Below are 17443 nucleotides of genomic sequence, written 5' to 3' on the forward strand. Positions count from 1 at the left end.
TTGTCTTTATTGCAAATTAGCATAACATAAAGTAATCAATTTGTTTTTATTATCCATAATCCATTTGCAGCGTATCGCGGATTTTTGAATATATTCTTTTACGATATCAATGGAGCTAACCTGATCCAAATAACGACCTAGAAAATGAATGAATACATCGAGACTTCTAAGTTGGATGAGGATAGGAATGGCATCGATTTCAGCATCTGTCATTTTTCGAGATTGACCATAACCGGAAATAAATGCATTAATTTTTGCCCAAGTCTTGGTTTCTTCTTCGCTAGGTTCGATGAAGTCTGATAAGCAAACTGCCAGTTCCATCACCCGTAAATCGGTCGTAACAAATTCAAAATCAAGAACAGCTGATACAATCCCATCTTCATTGACCAGAATGTTGGACGCGTTTAAATCGCCATGAACAAGTTGATGTGGCAATTGCCTTAATGTAGAAACCTGCTCCATAAATGAAGTGAGCTGTTCAAAAATAACTAGCAAATCAGTAGTCCGTTCCGAAAATTCTCTCAGAGGGTTTTTGCAAAAGCTCAAAACATCCTGTAAAGAACAACGTGGATGAGTGTTTTCAATCTCATAATACGGTCTGTAGGCAGGACGCTGATTGATTTCGACAAGTGCTAGCGAAGCTGACAATTGACCAGCAGTTCTCCCGAAAGAATGAATTTCTTCCAATTCAGCAAGAGTTGGGTTTACTCCATCCAAGTACCGAAATAAACTGGCAATCTTGCCATGCCTTGTTCTTATAATCGTTTTTCCATCACGTGATCGGACAGGCTGCGGTATAGAAAAAGTTAGATTCCTTTCCGCTAAGGCAACTAGGATAGCATGCTCATACTTTACCTTATCTTCGTCCTGATGGGTTTCATAGACGCGGAGTACATATTGCTCATTATCAAAAGTAACAAATCGTGTCGTATTGTTAGCACCACTTTGCCCATCCCATGTTACCCAGCTGCCTGCGGGAAAGTATTGAGCAAGAATTTCATCTAAATATAAGTTCTTTTGTCCTATCATAATTAGTAATCCTTATTTTTTTTGTATGTTTCCATAGGGACGGTTCTCTTGGCTCCAAGTTAGACAAAAACGGACCAAAAGAACCGTCCCCATGTTCCCCATGTTCCTCAGAGATTAAAATATTCATTCCTTATTTCATTGAATCTTTTTTCATTGATGATTTCCTTGTTCAATGAACTATCAACCCATTCGGTAAACGATGTGTCAGTTAATGTAATGTTCCCTTTGTCTGTTAATTTAGTGATCAAGGGCTTCTTATTGAATGCAGATTCAGGATGTTCGATGATAATTCTTTGAACTTCATTTAATTCAGTTATATTTTGAATCTCTACTTTAGAATTAAAAGCGTATCCAATCTTCCAGTCTTCTTCTTTACGATTTAATTTCATGTACATCATATAATCCCCATGTTCACTTTCTACATGATCCACTTTAAATTTTCCATTACTAGAAGCAACAGTTTCTCCGCTTAACGGAACAGGCTTTAATGGTAAGAACCCTCCAAAACCAGTATCAACTAGATAGACCTGCCCATTATGGGTAATAAGATTAACCACATGGGTATTCCCAGTCTCACTCCATTGTTGATTCATTTGATTATAAATTACTCCCCGGACTAAGCTTGGACTAAAGCCATTTTCAGATAAAAAAAGGTAAAGAATAGAATTTAGTTCGTAACAAAGTCCTCCTTCATTGTGTTCTAGTATCTTACTCGTTATATTCTCTTTTGTTATTTCCTTTGTTCTATTTTCAATAATACATAAATTTTCAAACGGAATAGACTTTGTAGTCTTTTCAAGAACCATATCTAAATTTTGATATGTAATTACTTCATTTTGCGAGATACCTATTCTTTTACGAAATAGTAAGTTTAAGTCATTCATTCATCGAAACTCCTTAATGACTTCCATTGCTAAATGATATCAAAAAATTCTGGGTAACCCAAATAAGTAAGAACTGCCGTTGTTTACAAGAATTATTTTGAAGGAAAAATATGATTTTATTGTTAATTGATAACATGAAAGTGTTGGAATAAACATTTATTAGACTAATAGAGATTAAGTTAAACGATATGTTGGGGGTGATAAATATGGAAGCGATCGTCTTATCTGCCGGATATTCGAGCCGTGCAAATGCATTTAAAATGACTTTGCCACTGGGGAAAATGTCTATACTAGAGCAAACAATTTCTAAATTTGAAGGAATATGCGTCAGAGTCATCGTCGTAGCAGGGTATCAAGCGGAAATCATTCAAGAGGAAATTAATAAAATCAACAATGAAAAAACCTATTCATTTCAGATAAAGTTTGTTTACAATGAAAACTTTAACCAAGGAATGTTTACTTCCATTCAAAAGGGGTGCACAGAAGTAAATGCCGCAGATTTCTTTATAACACCAGGAGATTGTCCGCTTGTAAAAAAAGAGACGCTGCAGCTACTGGCAGCGCACAAAGGGAATGTAGTCATTCCGAGTTTCCAATTTAAAGGTGGTCATCCCATCAAACTATCCAAACCAGTAAAACAGAAAATACTTGAAACCAAAACAGATAGTAATTTGCGTGTAGTCCTCAATGGATACCAAAAGGAATACTTAAATGTAGATGATCCGGGAGTACTGGTGGATGTTGATACGCCGGAGGATTATCAAAAAGCCATTGATGAAATCCAAAGGGAAATCCAGAGGGACGGTTCTCTTGGCCAATCAAGACAAAAAGCAGACCAATAGAACCGTCCCCACGGTCCGCGGTCCGGTCTTTTTAATGAAATTAATCATAAAACATCATTCTCATTTATAAAATCGTAGGAAGAGGTTTCTATTAAAAATGAGTCGAAGGGTGTTGTTGGAATGAATCTCAAGGACATAAGTACCTCAGTGCCCAGAAAGGACCATAAAGGAAAGGTATCTGGCCAGTTGCCCTATATTAGTGACGTGAAAGTGGAAGATATGGTGTATGGTGTTTTGTATCGTTCGCCGATTGCATATGGGAAAATCATATCCATTCACTTACCAGACCTTCCGGAAGACTATGAAGCAGTTGGGGCGCAGCATATCCCCGGCCCAAATTATGTCAAAATTATCAAAGAAGATCAGCCTATTTTTGCCAATGAGTGGGTCAATTATATTGGCGAGCCCATTCTCATGCTCGTTGGAAAAGATTTAGATATCCTGTATCGTTTGCTAGATGAAGTGAAGATTGAATTTGAAGAACACCAGGCTATATATACATTGGAGGAAGCCGTTAAGCAAAAATCAGCGCCAGGGGTTAATATGGCAAGCTATGAATTCGGGGAAAATTTGGACACCATTACATCAATAGAGCTAAAAGCACATCAAATCATCGAAGAAGAATATGATACGGGTTATCAGGAACATGTTTACCTTGAACCGCAAGGAATGCTCGCTATTTATAAGGATGATGAAATTGTCGTCCAGGGGTCGATGCAATGTCTTTATTATATTAAAAATGCACTGGTAAACGCTTTAGCCTGTGGTGATGATGACGTCAGAGTGGTTCAAAGTCCTACCGGCGGCGGGTTTGGCGGCAAAGAAGAATTTCCTTCGATGATGGCGTGTCACGTAGCCGTAGCGGCAAAAGCAGTGAAAAAATCAGTGATGCTCGTGTTCGATCGTTCAGAGGATATGGTGGTGACGACGAAAAGGCATCCAGCCAAACTCAAGTATCGAACGGCCATAGATCAGGAAGGAAACATTTTGAGCATGTGTGTAGAGATTTTTCTTGATGGAGGAGCGAATGTGGGTTTGAGCTCAGTCGTCCTGCAGCGTGCCTTACTAAATAGTGCCGGTGTTTATAAAATTCCGCATTTTCACGCAAAAGGATATGTTTTAAAAACCAATACAGTCCCGAACGGTGCCTTCAGAGGCTTTGGAGCTCCTCAAAGCTTCGCTGGAATCGAAAGTCATATCGGTCATCTTAGTAAACTAGCAAACAACGAACCTATGGAATATAAACGAAAATACCTCGTCAAACAAGGAGACCCCACGATTACCAAAGGAAATTTCCGTGACCCAATATTAATGGAAGAAATGATTGAGGACGCACTAAACACCTCCAATTACAAAAAGAAAAAACGGGAATTTCAGCGACTCAATCAACAAAATCAGCGCTATAAAAAAGGCATCGGTACATCATTGTTCCTCCATGGCTGTGGATTTACAGGCAGCGGGGAAAGAGATCATATTAAAGCAAAGGTGAAGCTGGTTAAATCAAAAGACGACCAGGTGTCACTTAAAATATCAAATTCTGATATGGGACAAGGCATTTTGACGACGCTGAGTAAAATTGTCGCCAAAGAACTAGACCTCCCATTAGAGGATGTTTTGTACCCTTATCCTGATACAAAAGAGGTTCCTGACTCTGGTCCGACTGTAGCCTCTAGGACGACCATGATTGTGGGGAAATTGCTTGAACGCGCAGCGAAAAATCTAAAGGCTCAGTGGCAAACAGGGGTGGAACAGGAAGTAGTGGAGAACTATGTTCACCGTGAAATGATTCCTTGGGATGAAAAAACATTTACGGGAGATGCCTACCCGGCATATTCATGGGGAGTGAATATCGTTGAAGTAGAAGTGGATACGTTAACAGGAAACATAAAGCTCGAAAAGGTATACGCCAATTATGAAGTAGGGAAGGTCATTGATGACCGGGTGATGAAAGGACAAATTGATGGTGGTTTAGCACAAGGATTAGCGTACGGTTATCTAGAAAAGATGACATCAAAAGAAGGAAAAATCCAACAAAAAAGTATAACCGATTATGGACCACCAACATCTTTGGATGTTGTTTCAATACAAAGCAAAGTATTTGATAATCCCTATGCGGATGGTCCCTACGGGGCAAAGGGTGCAGGTGAATTGACTTTAATTGGCGGCGCTCCGGCAGTCCAAGCGGCAATTGAGGATGCATTGCAAACTCCTTTTCAGCAAATACCGATTACACCGGAAGTCATTATAGCAAGTCTTTATGTGAGAGAAGGTGAAGATGGTTGATTAAATTTACCCTTAATGGAAAAGCAGTAGAAACAGATGCCCCTGCCACAGTGAGATTGCTAGATTTTATTAGAGATGATCGACTGTTAATTGGAACGAAGGAAGGATGCGGAGAAGGAGAATGCGGAGCCTGCAGCGTGTTTGTAAATAATCTCCTTCAAAACAGCTGTCTTATTCCAATTGGCTCTATTGAGGGAGCCGATATTGTAACGATAGAAGGAATCATGGAAAGTGAACAATTTAAGATTTTAGATGAAAGCTATAGCATTGCCGGAGGAGTACAATGCGGCTACTGTATTCCTGGGATGGTCATGGCAAGTGCTGCGTTATTATCCCAGAACCCACATCCCTCAGAGACAGAAATTCGTGAGGGGATATCTGGAAATCTGTGCCGATGTACGGGCTACAACATGATAGTAGATGCGATAAACCTCGCAGCGAAAAAAGGGGACGGCTTATGGCAGAAAAAATAATCGCGTATCGTTTCAATCGGTTAGACCAAACCTTAAGCCAATTGAATAAAGAAAACTGTGCGATCATTGCCGGTGGCACCGATGTCATGGTCATGCACAAAAGTCGAAGGGGAGTACCTCCGAAAATCCCTAAACCAATTGTTTTTATAGATCATCTGTCTGAACTTAAAAGGGTGTATCAAAATCAAAAGGATCTCCATATCGGGGCCTGCTGTACCTATAGCGAATTACTTGGTAACCCGCTCATTCCTTTAGTCTTAAAGAAGGCAATCAAAACGATTGCGGCACCTGCGATTCGAAACAGAGGGACATTGGGAGGAAATGTTTGCAACGCTTCCCCGGCAGGAGACACACTGCCATTATTATATGTATATAACGCCAAACTTTTGCTTCGGTCTGTAAAGGGTGATCGCATTGTTCCAATTAGCGATTTTATTCAAGGTGTGCGAAGGATTCAACGTGAGCCAAATGAAATCCTAGCCGAAATAATCTTGCCGTCCGCCCTAGAAGAAGGGGCTCATGTTGTTTTTGAAAAAGTCGGCAACCGCAACGCAGATGCCATTGCCAAAGTAGGGTTTGCTGGATACATCAGGTTAAATGGATATGTAATCGAAGATGTTCGCTTTGTCTTCGGGGCAGTCGGACCGACGATGGTTCGTTCCGTAGATATGGAGAAGATGCTGCTGGGCAAGACCGTACCATTAGTAGATTCAGAAATCGCTCAGGTGGTGGCATCCTTCGACAAAATCATTAACCCCATTGACGATCAGCGCTCAACAGCTATATACAGAAAAACAGTTGGGTTAAACCTCTTACGTTATTTTCTAAGCATGAATCAATATCTAAACGATTAATGTATTGGCTGAGTTAAAAATTATTAGTTGGTTTTGAACACTGAGTTGATTGGAGCGGAAGGCGCGAAGACTCCTCGGAAATGCTATCGAATTTCCATCGTGCGTGGGCGGATTCGGGGATGTAATTCAAAGTCCTGCGGGAGTACGGAGCAGGTGAGACCCCACAGGCGCTTAAGCGGCGAGGAGGCTCTCCGCAACGCCCTAAGGTCCGCGAAGCGCCTGGAGTGGAAATCAACGGGCCTATTATCACAGCTAATTTTAAATAAAGGGGGGAGCTATTCATGCTTCTAATGGAAAAAGTTGCTTTGCTGAATCGTCAAAACGAAACCTTTGCTCTAGCCATGATAATTGAATCAAAGGGCTCGACTCCCAGGCATGTTGGAAAAATGATTGTCTACCGTGATGGTTCGATTGAAGGTACGGTCGGCGGGGGCTTAGCAGAACATTATATCATCCAAGAAAGTGTAAAAGCATTCCAAGTAGGTAAATCGAAAATCGTTGAATACAAACTAAATAAACATGCAAAAGACGGAATTCAAATGAATTGCGGCGGTACGCTGAGGGTTTTCATTGAAGTCTATACAAGCCGGCCTGAACTCGTTCTGGCTGGAGCCGGTCATTTAGCACAAGCGTTATCAAGGCTTGCTGATTCCCTTGAGTATCCTTATTGCATTGTCGATGATCGCATTGGGTATGCAACCAAGGAACGCTTTCCCAATGCGACAGACCTTTTTATCAACGAGGATATTGGGGAGGCCATGCTCGCAGCCAACCTTAATGAAAAGTCCTATGTAATCATAGTGACAAAAGATCGCGACGATATTGTCCTAAAATCAGCCCTGCAATTTCCGATTGCCTATGTAGGGATGGTTGCAAGCAAGCGCAAAACGATAACGATATTTGAAAAATTAAAAAATGAAGGTGTCACAGAAGATCAACTCGAGCAGGTACATTCTCCCATTGGATTAGAAATAGGTGCGGAAACAACGGAAGAAATCGCCATCAGTATTATCGGAGAAATCATTAAATTAACCAAGGAAACCAAGCCAACAAAAGTGAAACAATTAACTAGTTAAGAATAATCATCGAGTGCCTGTCAAAACAATGACAGGCACCTTTATTAGTAAATTGTAAAACTAACTAAAATAAATTGAACGATTTTGCTAGCTTAGACGTACTATCTGTAGTTAATAAAATTTTCCAATATAAGTATAATATATAAATGAATAAGGGCGATGAAAATGATGAGTAAAGAGTTTGAAGTGACAATACCAGGACAATTTCCATTAGCCGCAACATTAACAATCCCAGAAGGCAGCAATGAAAAATACCCTTTAGTTGTGATGGTTCACGGAAGTGGTCCAACAGATCGGGATTCCAATGCGAAGGGAATGCCAATGAATATTTTTAAGGAATTAAGTGAAGTAGTGGCTGAAGAGGGGTTTGCGAGCATTCGTTTTGATAAACGAGGAGTAGGAGCAAGTAAAGGGGACTATTATGAAACAGGAGTGCAGGATTTAATAGACGACACACAGGCTGTTTTAGAATTTGCTAAAAAGCATCCAAACATAGACAGAGAGAATGTGATATTACTAGGACATAGTGAAGGTAGTATTTTGGTGCCATTTGTAAATGAAAAAGTTCCAGTTGACGGAATCATACTTCTTGCAGGAACCGCTGAACCTCTAGCAGAAACCATGACATGGCAGCGTGAGGCAATCATGAATGATGTTAAATCTGTAAAAGGGTTTCAAGGCTGGATACTTCGTTTATTAAAAGTAGATAAAAAAATCACAAAAATGCAGGATGATTTAATAAAGGCGCTGCTCGCATCGGATGAGCCGGTTATAAAGTTTAAAGGGAAAAAGATTAACGCGAAATGGAATCGAGAGCATGTACACTTTGATGTTTCACAACCATTACAAAAGGTCACTTGTCCAGTGCTGGCTATTACCGGTACAAAGGATGTAAACGTAAAGGTCAGCGACCTAGTAAAGATCAAAGCACTTGTACCAGGTGAATGTGAAACACATATTATTCAAGATATGACCCATTTGCTTCGTAAAACAGATGTTGAATACAGTATAAGCAAAATCATGAACCATAATAAAAAGTCGCTGAAACACCCCATGGACTCTGAACTAAAAGATATAATTAGTAATTGGTTAAGAAATTGGATGGGTAGACAGGCGAAAATTGATAAATCCGAAATGCTGGTAAAATGAGTACCACCATCGCTAATTTGCTATTAAGAGAATAGATTAATCCTCATCAAATAGGATTTGAAGGCGTGCAAATATATGCATGCCTTTTTGGTCTTCTTTATGATAGTAAGTAAATTGTGGAAGGATCAAGTTATTTAGTAGAAAAGCCTTGCTCAAAAGGAAATAGAAATGTCTTTAAAGGCATAGAAATGTGATAATGCATCACAGCAAAGATTCCGCCAATTAAGTCGGATACTAAATCAAGGTTCGTATCTAAAAGACTGGGTTGATTTTTTATCAATGGATTAAAAACTTGGTCTTCCATAAACTCCAATAATTCATAAATTGTTCCCAATGCGAATGAAAGACTTATAATAAATAAAATGGTCAGTCTTTTGTTGGTTAATTTAATTTGAACAATTTGCTGGATTACAAAAAATATCCAAAGTGTTAAGGCATAAGTTCCGAAAACATGTTGCAATCGGTCATATATAAAAGAGGATTCATACAGATTTAAATATTCTCCTAGGAAGTCGTTAAAAGTTATTGATAATAAAGTAATAATCCTTATGTAAAGTGGAATCCGCCAGTGTTCTTTTTTCTCAAAAATCATATAGATGAGCCAAAAGAAAAGATTACCAGAAGCCATTCTCATATAGTCGAAATTTTTGATTTTAAAAAGAGCTATTATACAAAAGATTTGAATAATGATAAATAGCAAATCCACAGCTTTTTCTATATATGTTTTTGACAGTTTAGACACCCCAGATTTTGTGCTTTTTACAGTCATTTCTGTTTTCTAAATGCCAACAAAGTTGTTTTCAATGAAGCATAAGAACCAATTGCAGCATATCCATAGAACCAACCCATAAAAAGCCCCGGAAAAAAATGGTGGCGATGGCTAATAAAAATTGAAATGATTAAACCAAGAATAAGAGCTATGGTTGGTACATATTTTTTCTTTATTTTCAAAAAAACCTTTATCAGCTGAGTAATCAACATTACTAATGGAACTGCGATTACTGCATCCCAAAAGCTTGTATGAATTGTCGGAAAGTCCACACTAATACACCTTCTTAATATGACTAAATCATTGGAAAACAAAAGACTGCTAAAAAAATATAACAACATTAATATTCACTAGATAATATAATTTTATCCAAGTAAGTTCTAGTTGGATTTCATAACGAGGTATGGGTCAGGGTACTTCACTCAGAAAGAATTGGAAGGATCGGGTATACTTGAAAAGGAATGAATTTTTACATAACATCGGAGGAAGCATCATGGATTTACGTAAGAAGAATTTGTTATCATTGTTGTTTCAGGTTTAGTGTTAGTTAGCGGAGGAACGATAGGTTACCAGTTTTACCAAGAAGAAAAGGAAGAAGCTGTGATTGAAACACAACAAAAGGCTGAAAGAAAAGCTATCCGTGAGGAGAGTGAATTAGCTGAAACGAAGGTGATTAGTGCAGAAATGAATCCAACACAAGAGAACATTGAAGCAGCTGAAGAAGCGGTGTATTTACTGTAATCATATTATGTTAACTGTACATAGACACATTAATAAAGTATTTTCCAAGTTTTCATATTTTAGTATATTGCTCGTAAGTGAAAGCCTTTTCATATAGAGGATCCTTCAGTATAATAAAACTATTCATCTTCAGAAATAGCATAAGTCAATATTCTTCTTTCATTCACTCAAGGGTAAGATTTACTTTGTTCTTAACTTAATAAGAAATAAGGAAGGAATGGAATGAAAACTCTAAAACTAAATGACTTATTACATATTCGCCAAGAGAATGAATTATGGTTTGCAAACAATGAAAGATCTGTTTTTGTTTCAACCAAAGCTTTCGGAGCAATGCAGCGTGATTTAATTGAAAATATTGGGATTAATCGGATGAAAACCTTTTTCTTTAAATATGGCTATCAATTGGGAGTTGAAGATGCACAAGAGGTGGCTAAAAAAGATTCCTTAAATTTACTGGAAAAGATCCAATATGGTCCGATTATCCATGCCTTAAAAGGACATGCGAAATCCCACATCACCGAAAAAGAGTTTGAAGTGGAAGGAAACGAAATTAAATCGTTTCGATTTAAAGGGGTTTGGGAAAATTCATATGAAGCGGAACAACATCTTAAAAACTTTGGGATTAGCCAAGGGCCTGTTTGTTATACGTTAACTGGTTATGCCACGGGATATGTTACTGGTGTGGTTGGAGTGGACGTCTTTTTTAAAGAATTGCAATGTCAGGGACAAGGGGCACCTTGTTGTGTATGGGAAGGGCGTCTTGTTTCGGAATGGAAGGATGAGGCGGAGGAATTCTTTTCTTATAGTAAAGAACTGCCGATTTTGAAGGAACTGGAGCAAACAAACGAAAAACTCATGCTGGAAAAAAATAATCTTGCACTTGTGTCCAAAACATATAATGAGATGACCAATGAACTGATTAAAGGCAATAACATAGATTCAATTCTCGATATTTTACATAAACAAAATCAATATCCAATTGTCGTGGAGGATAGTCGTCAACATGTCTTAGCCTATAAAGGCATTAACCTAGAAGACTTGGAATCTATAAGATATACATTTTCTGAGATTCCAGATAAAAAGCAATGCCATTCCAAAGTGGGTATTTTTTCGTTTGAAAACGGGACTAGGCTAATGACTCCAATCTATCTTTTAGGACAAGTTGTAGGTAATTGTTCTTTTCTATACCAACGAGAAAGAACACCAAATTATGAAATTGACTCGATGATTCTTGATCGTTTAGCGTCCATTTGCTCGCTGTTGTTTTTAAAAGAAAAAACAGAAGTGGAATCGATGGAACAAGTAAAAGGTCATTTTCTTGAAGAAATTATTAGCGGGAAATATACGCAGCAAGAAATTATGAGGAAAGCGGATTTTATCCAGTTGGATCTTTCCAATCATTATCATATTGTGGCATTGACCTATAAGTTTTTAAATACTTGTGATGAAAAAGAATTCACTCTTCATAAAAAAACATTTGAAATGGTGTCTGCTTACTTACGAGAAGAAGAAAACATCAATGTGTTAATTGGGCAGCGACCTGACACCTTAATTCTCCTGATTACCGAGAAACAAGTCCCTCAGCAAAACTTGGAAAAAACGACTCGAGCATTAGTCTCCTTCTTAAAGAAGCATATAAAAAATGCTCTATTCTTAGCAGGAATCAGCTCGCAAAACAGCAACATTCTTGAAGCAGGGGTTGCAATGGAAGAAGCATGTTCAGCTGTAAGGCTATCCTCTAGGGATGAACCAATCACGCTTTTTGGTGATTTAGGCATGCTTGGAATCTTGATCAATGACCAAAATGAACAAGCCATCAAGAAAATGATCCGCGATTATCTTGGAGTTCTCTACGAGAATCTTGATAAGAATAAACTAGAGTTGATTGAAACGCTCTACCATTTTCTTGACCAAGGCGGAAACTTAGATCAAACAGCGGAATCCCTCGCACTCTCTAAAAGCGGACTTCGTTATCGTCTTAACAAAATTACTGATCTTCTTGATTGTGACTTACGTGATCCTCAAAGACAATTTCAGCTAATGATGGCGTTAAAAGCATTGAAAATTGTTGAGCATGAAAGAATCAAAAAAATTCTAGCAGAGTAAATAAATTGATTCTGATACATGAAAGCAGTTAAAAATCTGAAGCCTATAACATCTATAAATTTGCCAGACTTCCCACAGAATTTCTGTTAGTGGGGTGTCTGGCTTTTTTTCGCAAGACTGACACAAAGTAGTAGTATTTGCTGAGTTTTCTGTCATCTTGTGTTATTGTTTCGAATTTTCAGATAAATTATGATAAAACTAGTGATTGGCATATGCGTCACACTTAAAATAGTAGGAATCTAAGAATGGAGTTGAAGAAATGTACACTGGTAAAGAATATTTGGAAAGTCTCAATGACGGCAGGGTAGTGTATTTAAACGGAGAAAAAATTAAAGATGTTACCACGCACCCCGCTTATCGGAATTCTGCTCGTTCATATGCGAGAATGTACGATGCTCTTCATGATCCAGCTACACGTGATATCTTAACAACAACAAGCGAATTTGGCGACAGAACACATAAATTTTTCAAAACTCCTACTAGTTCTCAGGATTTGCTAGAGTCAAGAGATGCCATTGCTCAGTGGGCAAAGCTAAGCTATGGTTTTATGGGAAGAACTCCTGATTATAAAGCATCTTTTACTGGGCACCTAAATGCATTTGGTCATTTTTATGAAGGGTTCGAAGACAACGCAAAGGCCTGGTACAAAAAAGCGACAAAAGAAGTACCATTCATTAATCATACAATCATTAATCCACAGGTGGATCGTTCAAAACCTTTACACGAGAATAAAGACGCCTTTGTTCGAGCAGTTGCGGAGCGCGATGACGGCATAATTGTAAGCGGTGCCAAAATGGTTGGGACAGCTTCCGCTTTAACACATTATAACTTTGTTGCGAACTATGGACCGAAAGATTTAGGCGGTGGCGACGATAGTCATGCACTGATCTTCTTTGTGCCAATGAATGCTGAAGGCCTTAGCATGATAAGCCGCCAATCCTACGAATTACATGCTGTCAAAAACGGAACGCCATTTGATTATCCGTTATCCAGCCGCTTTGATGAAAATGATGCCGTGATAGTGCTCGATAACGTATTCATCCCATGGGAAAATGTGTTGGCTTACCGAAATATTGATGTTTCGAATAATTTTGCAAAAGTAAGCGGCTTCATTCCGCGCTATACCTTCCATGGTTGTACACGTCTCGCCGTAAAATTAGATTTTATGACCGGGCTGTTATTGAAAGCAACAGAAGGAGCAGGAACGAAGGATTTCCGTGGGGTTCAGGCAAAGATTGGCGAAGTCGTTGCATTACGAAATATGTTCTGGGGTCTTTCTACCGCAATGGCATCGGATCCTGAAAAAGGGCCAAATGGCTTAGTGATTCCAAACTCATACTCAAGTTCCGCTTATCGCGCGTTAGCTCCATTGGCTTGGGTGAAGGTGAAAAATATTTTTGAGCAAGTCGTAGCTGGCGGGTTAATTCAATTGCCTTCAAGTTCAAAAGATTTCCTCAATGAAGATTTAAAACCTTATTTGGACACCTATTACCGCGGAACAGGAATTGGCGCGGAAGAACGCGTGAAATTATTGAAAATGGTTTGGGATACGATCGGCACAGAGTTTGGTGGCCGTCATGAACTATATGAAGTCAATTATGGTGGAAACCATGAAAACATCAATATGGAAGCATTATTCCATTTTGAGGCAACAGGTGCTGCTAATCAGCAAAAAGCATTTGTCGATTCTGCCTTAAGCGATTATGACCTTAAGGGTTGGACGAACAAAACATGGGCAGACGCAGCAGAAAAAGAAGCGGTTAAATCATAAAGCGTTATAGGAGGGAACTGAATGGATGATCGTCAATTTCGCCAAGCTATGGGAAGATTCGCTACGGGTGTCACAGTCATTACGACTGAAGTAGAAGGAGAGGTGCACGGCATGACGGCTAATGCCTTCATGTCGGTCTCTCTAAATCCAAAGCTTGTGGTGATTTCCATCGGAGAGAGAGCGCAAATGCTCGAAAAAATCAAGAATAGTAAAAAATTTGCTGTCAATATTTTATCAGGAGAGCAGAAAGAATACTCGATGCTCTTTGCTGGTCAGATAAAAGAAAAAAGAGAAATCAATTTTGATGATCTGGCTGGACTCCCTGTCTTAACAGGAGCCATCGCTCAGGTAGCATGCGAAGTGGTAAATGAACATATCGCAGGAGATCATACCTTATTTATCGGTAAGGTAATTGATATTAAGATTGAAGAGAGAGAGCCGCTCATGTTCTTTAATGGCCAATATCGCTCCTTTTCGCCTGAAGTGAGTCTCGCAAATAAGAAGTAGTCTATTTCAATCAATATAAATAATAGGGGGATTACCATGACTTCATACCAGGAACCAATTTTTGATGTAGCACAGCTTGCTCACGTGGAGATTCTTTCTCCGAAGCTTGAAAAATCTGTTGAATTTTTTACAAGATTTCTAGGAATGGAAGTAACCGCTCGTTCTGAAAAATCCGTTTATCTTCGTGCTTATGAGGATTTCTATCATAATACGTTAATCATTACAGAATCCGAACAAGCGGGAGTTGGACATGTCGCTTGGCGTGCCACTTCTCCACAAGCACTGGAGCGTCGTGTAGAGGAAATCGAAAAGACAGGGTTAGGCAAAGGCTGGATTGATGGCGATATCGGACATGGAAGGGCCTACCAATTTACAACTCCTGATGGTCATTTAATGGAAATCCTTTGGGACGTTGAGTATTACCATGTGGAAGAAGGCCAAAGATCGAAACTATTAAATCGACCATCCAAACGCCCAGATCGAGGTGTGCCGGTTCGCCGCTTAGACCATATTAATCTCATGACTTCGAATCCAGGGGCCGATACCGACTTTATGCTCGACACACTCGGTTTTCGATTAAGAGAGCAAATCCAAGATAATGGCCATGTGCTAGGGAGCTGGATTAGTGTTTCCAACCTAGTTCATGAAATTGCCTATATGCAAGAGCCTAACGGAGTACAAGGAAAGCTGCATCATCTTTGCTACTGGTATGGAATTCCTCAAAATCTTTATGATGTGGCAGATTTACTTAAAGACCATGGTATTAAAATTGAAGTTCCACCGAATAAGCATGGAGTCAGCCAAGCGTTCTGTATGTATGTGATTGAACCAGGCGGAAACCGCATTGAATTATTCGGAGATGCAGGTTATATCATTACGGACCCAGCATGGAAGCCGGTGGTATGGGATATGAAGGATGTTCCTGGCAATGGCGACACTTGGATTGGAACCGAATTCCCACAATCATGGTGGACGCAGGGAACACCGCTCACACCTGTGAAAACAGAGGAAGTCGTGAAGTCTTAATAGATTGATATAGGACTTTTGATTACGGAAGAAGTGCACAAAGAGATAAGTATATTGTGAACATTGGAGGGAGCTATCTTGGAATACATTCATGTGACGAGCAACAACCGTGTACAAACTCTTTTAAGAACAAAGCCTTGTGTGATGGCTCTAGGCTTTTTTGATGGAGTTCATTTAGGGCATCAACAGGTGATAAAAGAGGCTAAAAGGGTTGCGGTAGAGCAAGAACTCCCTTTGGTGATTATGAGTTTTTTTCCCCATCCGAAGGAAGTCCTTTCAAATGGGAAAAAAATCATCCCTTATCTTATGCCAATAAACGATAAACGAAAGATCTTTGAAGAACTAGGGGCAGATTGTTTTTACTTGATTCAGTTTACTAAGGAATTTGCTGGGTTATCTCCAAGGGAATTTGTTCAAACCTATCTAATAGACTTTGGTGCAAAACAGGTGGCAGCTGGTTTTGACTTTACATATGGACACCAGGGAAAAGGCAATATGGATACCATGAAAAACGACTCAGATGGAAAAATTGAAGGAATCAAGGTAAAAAAAATAGAGTGGGAAGGGGAAAAAATTAGTTCTACGCTCATTCGTAATCTGATACTAGCTGGTGAAATGGAAAGGATAGCATCGTATTTAGGGAATGATTATCAAATTGAGGGCAGGATTATTTTCCGTAAAAATCATGTGGAGGTAGTGATTCATCCGTATTATTTGATGCCTGCTTCAGGCTGGTATGAAGTCACAGTAAACCTTCACCAGGAGGCGACAACAAAAATCGCGGTCGTTCGTGAGGGAAGGATTACTTTACTTCCACCCCAAGGGGGGGTGTTTCCTTTTTATGAATGGGAAACCGTTCGACTTTCTTGGAAAAAGGTTTTGCCTAAAGGGTTTGTTCACGAAGAGGTTACAAGACAAGTCTTTTTAAGCTCTTCTTTAGTAGGTCTATGAGGAAACTTATCCTTTCCAGTAGCCAAGTCTCTCGGAAATCAATTCACCGGAATGGATTAATTCGCTCGCAAAATACTGAATCCGTTGTTTGGAGATTCGTGTACTAGGTCCAACTAGGTTAATAGCAGCAATGACCTTTCCCGTATGGTCTCTCACAGGTGCCGACACGGAAGTCCTTCCAATGGTATATTCATCGACACTAACGGAATAGCCATGCTCTAAGATTGTTTTCAACTCTTCCCGGAACCTATCTGGGTCTATAATGGTTTTCGGTGTGATCGCATCGAGTCCATTTTGAATCACTAGATCGACCAAGTAGTTTCCACTATGCGCTAGAAGAAGTTTCCCAGAACTCGTACAATGAGCATAATTATGCAATCCTAAGTGAGAGGGTACTTTATTCGAAGTTTTACTTTCAACTTTGTCTAAATAGACCACATGATTCCCATCTAAGATTGCCAAGTGGGCGGTTTCCCCACATTTATTAGCAAGATCGGTTAGAATCGGACGTGATTCCGTATGCAAATCGATGTTGCCTAGAACAATGGAGCTCAATTCAACAACGGAGAGACCCAATTCATATTTATTGGTCTCTTTATTTTTTTGTACTAAACCCTCGGATGCAAGGGTTGTAAGAATTCTTTGGACACTGCTTTTTCCTAGTCCAAGCTCATTCGCCAGTTCACGTACTCCTTTTTGCGGATGATTCATTTTAAAAGCACGCAGGATTCTAATGGCATTTTTTACAGAAGAGAGCAGCTTTTCTTGTTCTTGTATCATATTTTCCTCCGAATAGTAAAAATTATATAAAAATTTAGAAACTGTCCCGTATAAAGGGACACTATCGTTGTGAGTAGCTTACCAACCCTTTAGGATAGAAGCATACATCAGGTTTTCGACAAATGAAGAAGAATTTGATAGCGAATATAATGAAAACGGTATCACTATTCAGTATATTTCGTCAATAAAGTTTGTTCATGTT

17 protein-coding genes are annotated in these 17443 nt (G+C 39.2%); 12 read left to right on the forward strand and 5 right to left on the reverse strand.

The features are described from left to right. Positions 1-6 precede the first annotated feature (6 nt). Positions 7-1029, reverse strand: coding sequence for a phosphotransferase (locus QNH48_RS13850; protein WP_283955425.1), 1023 nt, complete (start codon positions 1027-1029; stop codon positions 7-9). A gap of 107 nt (positions 1030-1136) precedes the next feature. After that, positions 1137-1913 (reverse strand): arylamine N-acetyltransferase family protein, encoded by a 777-nt coding sequence (locus QNH48_RS13855; RefSeq protein WP_283955426.1) that lies wholly within the window; start codon positions 1911-1913, stop codon positions 1137-1139. 206 nt (positions 1914-2119) lie between these two features. Here QNH48_RS13855 and QNH48_RS13860 point away from each other — a divergent pair, with 206 nt between their 5' ends. The 6 genes from QNH48_RS13860 to QNH48_RS13885 all read left to right on the forward strand — a co-directional run bounded on the left by QNH48_RS13860 (position 2120) and on the right by QNH48_RS13885 (position 8590). Then, positions 2120-2755, forward strand: a complete 636-nt coding sequence (locus QNH48_RS13860; protein ID WP_283955427.1) for a nucleotidyltransferase family protein — start codon at positions 2120-2122, stop codon at positions 2753-2755. A 120-nt stretch (positions 2756-2875) separates the two neighbouring features. Beyond that, positions 2876-5038 carry a xanthine dehydrogenase family protein molybdopterin-binding subunit gene (locus QNH48_RS13865; protein WP_283955428.1) on the forward strand — a complete coding sequence of 721 codons (2163 nt, stop codon included), beginning with the start codon at positions 2876-2878 and terminating at the stop codon, positions 5036-5038. After that, positions 5035-5511: a (2Fe-2S)-binding protein gene (locus QNH48_RS13870; protein ID WP_283955429.1), complete on the forward strand. Its 477-nt coding sequence runs from the start codon at positions 5035-5037 to the stop codon at positions 5509-5511. The genes QNH48_RS13865 and QNH48_RS13870 overlap by 4 nt, the downstream gene beginning before the upstream one ends. Beyond that, positions 5496-6365, forward strand: a complete 870-nt coding sequence (locus QNH48_RS13875; RefSeq protein WP_283955430.1) for an FAD binding domain-containing protein — start codon at positions 5496-5498, stop codon at positions 6363-6365. The genes QNH48_RS13870 and QNH48_RS13875 overlap by 16 nt, the downstream gene beginning before the upstream one ends. Positions 6366-6646: 281 nt before the next feature. Next, complete coding sequence (locus QNH48_RS13880; RefSeq protein ID WP_283955431.1) at positions 6647-7441, forward strand: XdhC family protein; 795 nt, start codon at positions 6647-6649, stop codon at positions 7439-7441. Positions 7442-7606: 165 nt separating this feature from the next. Continuing rightward, positions 7607-8590, forward strand: coding sequence for an alpha/beta hydrolase (locus QNH48_RS13885; RefSeq protein ID WP_283955432.1), 984 nt, complete (start codon positions 7607-7609; stop codon positions 8588-8590). Between the two features lie 130 nt (positions 8591-8720). On the opposite strand, the gene QNH48_RS13890 is transcribed toward QNH48_RS13885, so the two are convergent. Continuing rightward, complete coding sequence (locus QNH48_RS13890) at positions 8721-9359, reverse strand: DUF2238 domain-containing protein (RefSeq protein WP_283955433.1); 639 nt, start codon at positions 9357-9359, stop codon at positions 8721-8723. Beyond that, the gene (locus QNH48_RS13895) at positions 9356-9631 is read right to left on the reverse strand and encodes a hypothetical protein (RefSeq protein ID WP_283955434.1); all 276 of its coding nucleotides are present in this window, start codon (positions 9629-9631) and stop codon (positions 9356-9358) included. Before QNH48_RS13895 ends, QNH48_RS13890 begins: the two co-directional genes overlap by 4 nt. Before the next feature lie 268 nt (positions 9632-9899). On the opposite strand from QNH48_RS13895, the gene QNH48_RS13900 reads away from it, so the two are divergent. The 6 genes from QNH48_RS13900 (at position 9900) to QNH48_RS13925 (ending at position 16461) form a co-directional block, all read left to right on the forward strand. Continuing rightward, entirely contained in the window at positions 9900-10100 is a 201-nt protein-coding gene (locus tag QNH48_RS13900) for a hypothetical protein (protein ID WP_283955435.1), read from the forward strand. Between the two features lie 222 nt (positions 10101-10322). Further along, positions 10323-12206 (forward strand): helix-turn-helix domain-containing protein, encoded by a 1884-nt coding sequence (locus QNH48_RS13905; protein WP_283955436.1) that lies wholly within the window; start codon positions 10323-10325, stop codon positions 12204-12206. Positions 12207-12465: 259 nt separating this feature from the next. Continuing rightward, positions 12466-13977, forward strand: coding sequence for a 4-hydroxyphenylacetate 3-hydroxylase family protein (locus tag QNH48_RS13910; RefSeq protein ID WP_283955437.1), 1512 nt, complete (start codon positions 12466-12468; stop codon positions 13975-13977). A 21-nt stretch (positions 13978-13998) separates the two neighbouring features. Beyond that, complete coding sequence (locus QNH48_RS13915) at positions 13999-14484, forward strand: flavin reductase family protein (RefSeq protein WP_283955438.1); 486 nt, start codon at positions 13999-14001, stop codon at positions 14482-14484. A 36-nt stretch (positions 14485-14520) separates the two neighbouring features. Beyond that, the gene (locus QNH48_RS13920) at positions 14521-15510 is read left to right on the forward strand and encodes a catechol 2,3-dioxygenase (protein WP_283955439.1); all 990 of its coding nucleotides are present in this window, start codon (positions 14521-14523) and stop codon (positions 15508-15510) included. Between the two features lie 78 nt (positions 15511-15588). Then, positions 15589-16461, forward strand: coding sequence for an FAD synthetase family protein (locus QNH48_RS13925; RefSeq protein WP_283955440.1), 873 nt, complete (start codon positions 15589-15591; stop codon positions 16459-16461). 6 nt (positions 16462-16467) lie between these two features. On the opposite strand, the gene QNH48_RS13930 is transcribed toward QNH48_RS13925, so the two are convergent. Further along, positions 16468-17241: an IclR family transcriptional regulator gene (locus QNH48_RS13930; protein WP_283955441.1), complete on the reverse strand. Its 774-nt coding sequence runs from the start codon at positions 17239-17241 to the stop codon at positions 16468-16470. Positions 17242-17443 lie beyond the last annotated feature (202 nt).

Source organism: Neobacillus sp. YX16 (assembly GCF_030123505.1).
Classification (GTDB): Bacteria; Bacillota; Bacilli; order Bacillales; family Cytobacillaceae; genus Neobacillus.

What these genes read in the sequence shown, in the direction of transcription:
- QNH48_RS13905 (WP_283955436.1), top strand. Translation starts at nt 10,323, where the DNA reads ATGAAAACTCTAAAACTAAATGACTTATTACATATTCGCCAAGAGAAT.
- QNH48_RS13860 (WP_283955427.1), top strand. Translation starts at nt 2,120, where the DNA reads ATGGAAGCGATCGTCTTATCTGCCGGATATTCGAGCCGTGCAAATGCA.
- QNH48_RS13855 (WP_283955426.1), bottom strand. Translation starts at nt 1,913, where the DNA reads ATGAATGACTTAAACTTACTATTTCGTAAAAGAATAGGTATCTCGCAA.
- QNH48_RS13930 (WP_283955441.1), bottom strand. Translation starts at nt 17,241, where the DNA reads ATGATACAAGAACAAGAAAAGCTGCTCTCTTCTGTAAAAAATGCCATT.
- QNH48_RS13890 (WP_283955433.1), bottom strand. Translation starts at nt 9,359, where the DNA reads ATGACTGTAAAAAGCACAAAATCTGGGGTGTCTAAACTGTCAAAAACA.
- QNH48_RS13920 (WP_283955439.1), top strand. Translation starts at nt 14,521, where the DNA reads ATGACTTCATACCAGGAACCAATTTTTGATGTAGCACAGCTTGCTCAC.
- QNH48_RS13865 (WP_283955428.1), top strand. Translation starts at nt 2,876, where the DNA reads ATGAATCTCAAGGACATAAGTACCTCAGTGCCCAGAAAGGACCATAAA.
- QNH48_RS13875 (WP_283955430.1), top strand. Translation starts at nt 5,496, where the DNA reads ATGGCAGAAAAAATAATCGCGTATCGTTTCAATCGGTTAGACCAAACC.
- QNH48_RS13885 (WP_283955432.1), top strand. Translation starts at nt 7,607, where the DNA reads ATGATGAGTAAAGAGTTTGAAGTGACAATACCAGGACAATTTCCATTA.
- QNH48_RS13880 (WP_283955431.1), top strand. Translation starts at nt 6,647, where the DNA reads ATGCTTCTAATGGAAAAAGTTGCTTTGCTGAATCGTCAAAACGAAACC.
- QNH48_RS13915 (WP_283955438.1), top strand. Translation starts at nt 13,999, where the DNA reads ATGGATGATCGTCAATTTCGCCAAGCTATGGGAAGATTCGCTACGGGT.
- QNH48_RS13910 (WP_283955437.1), top strand. Translation starts at nt 12,466, where the DNA reads ATGTACACTGGTAAAGAATATTTGGAAAGTCTCAATGACGGCAGGGTA.
- QNH48_RS13850 (WP_283955425.1), bottom strand. Translation starts at nt 1,029, where the DNA reads ATGATAGGACAAAAGAACTTATATTTAGATGAAATTCTTGCTCAATAC.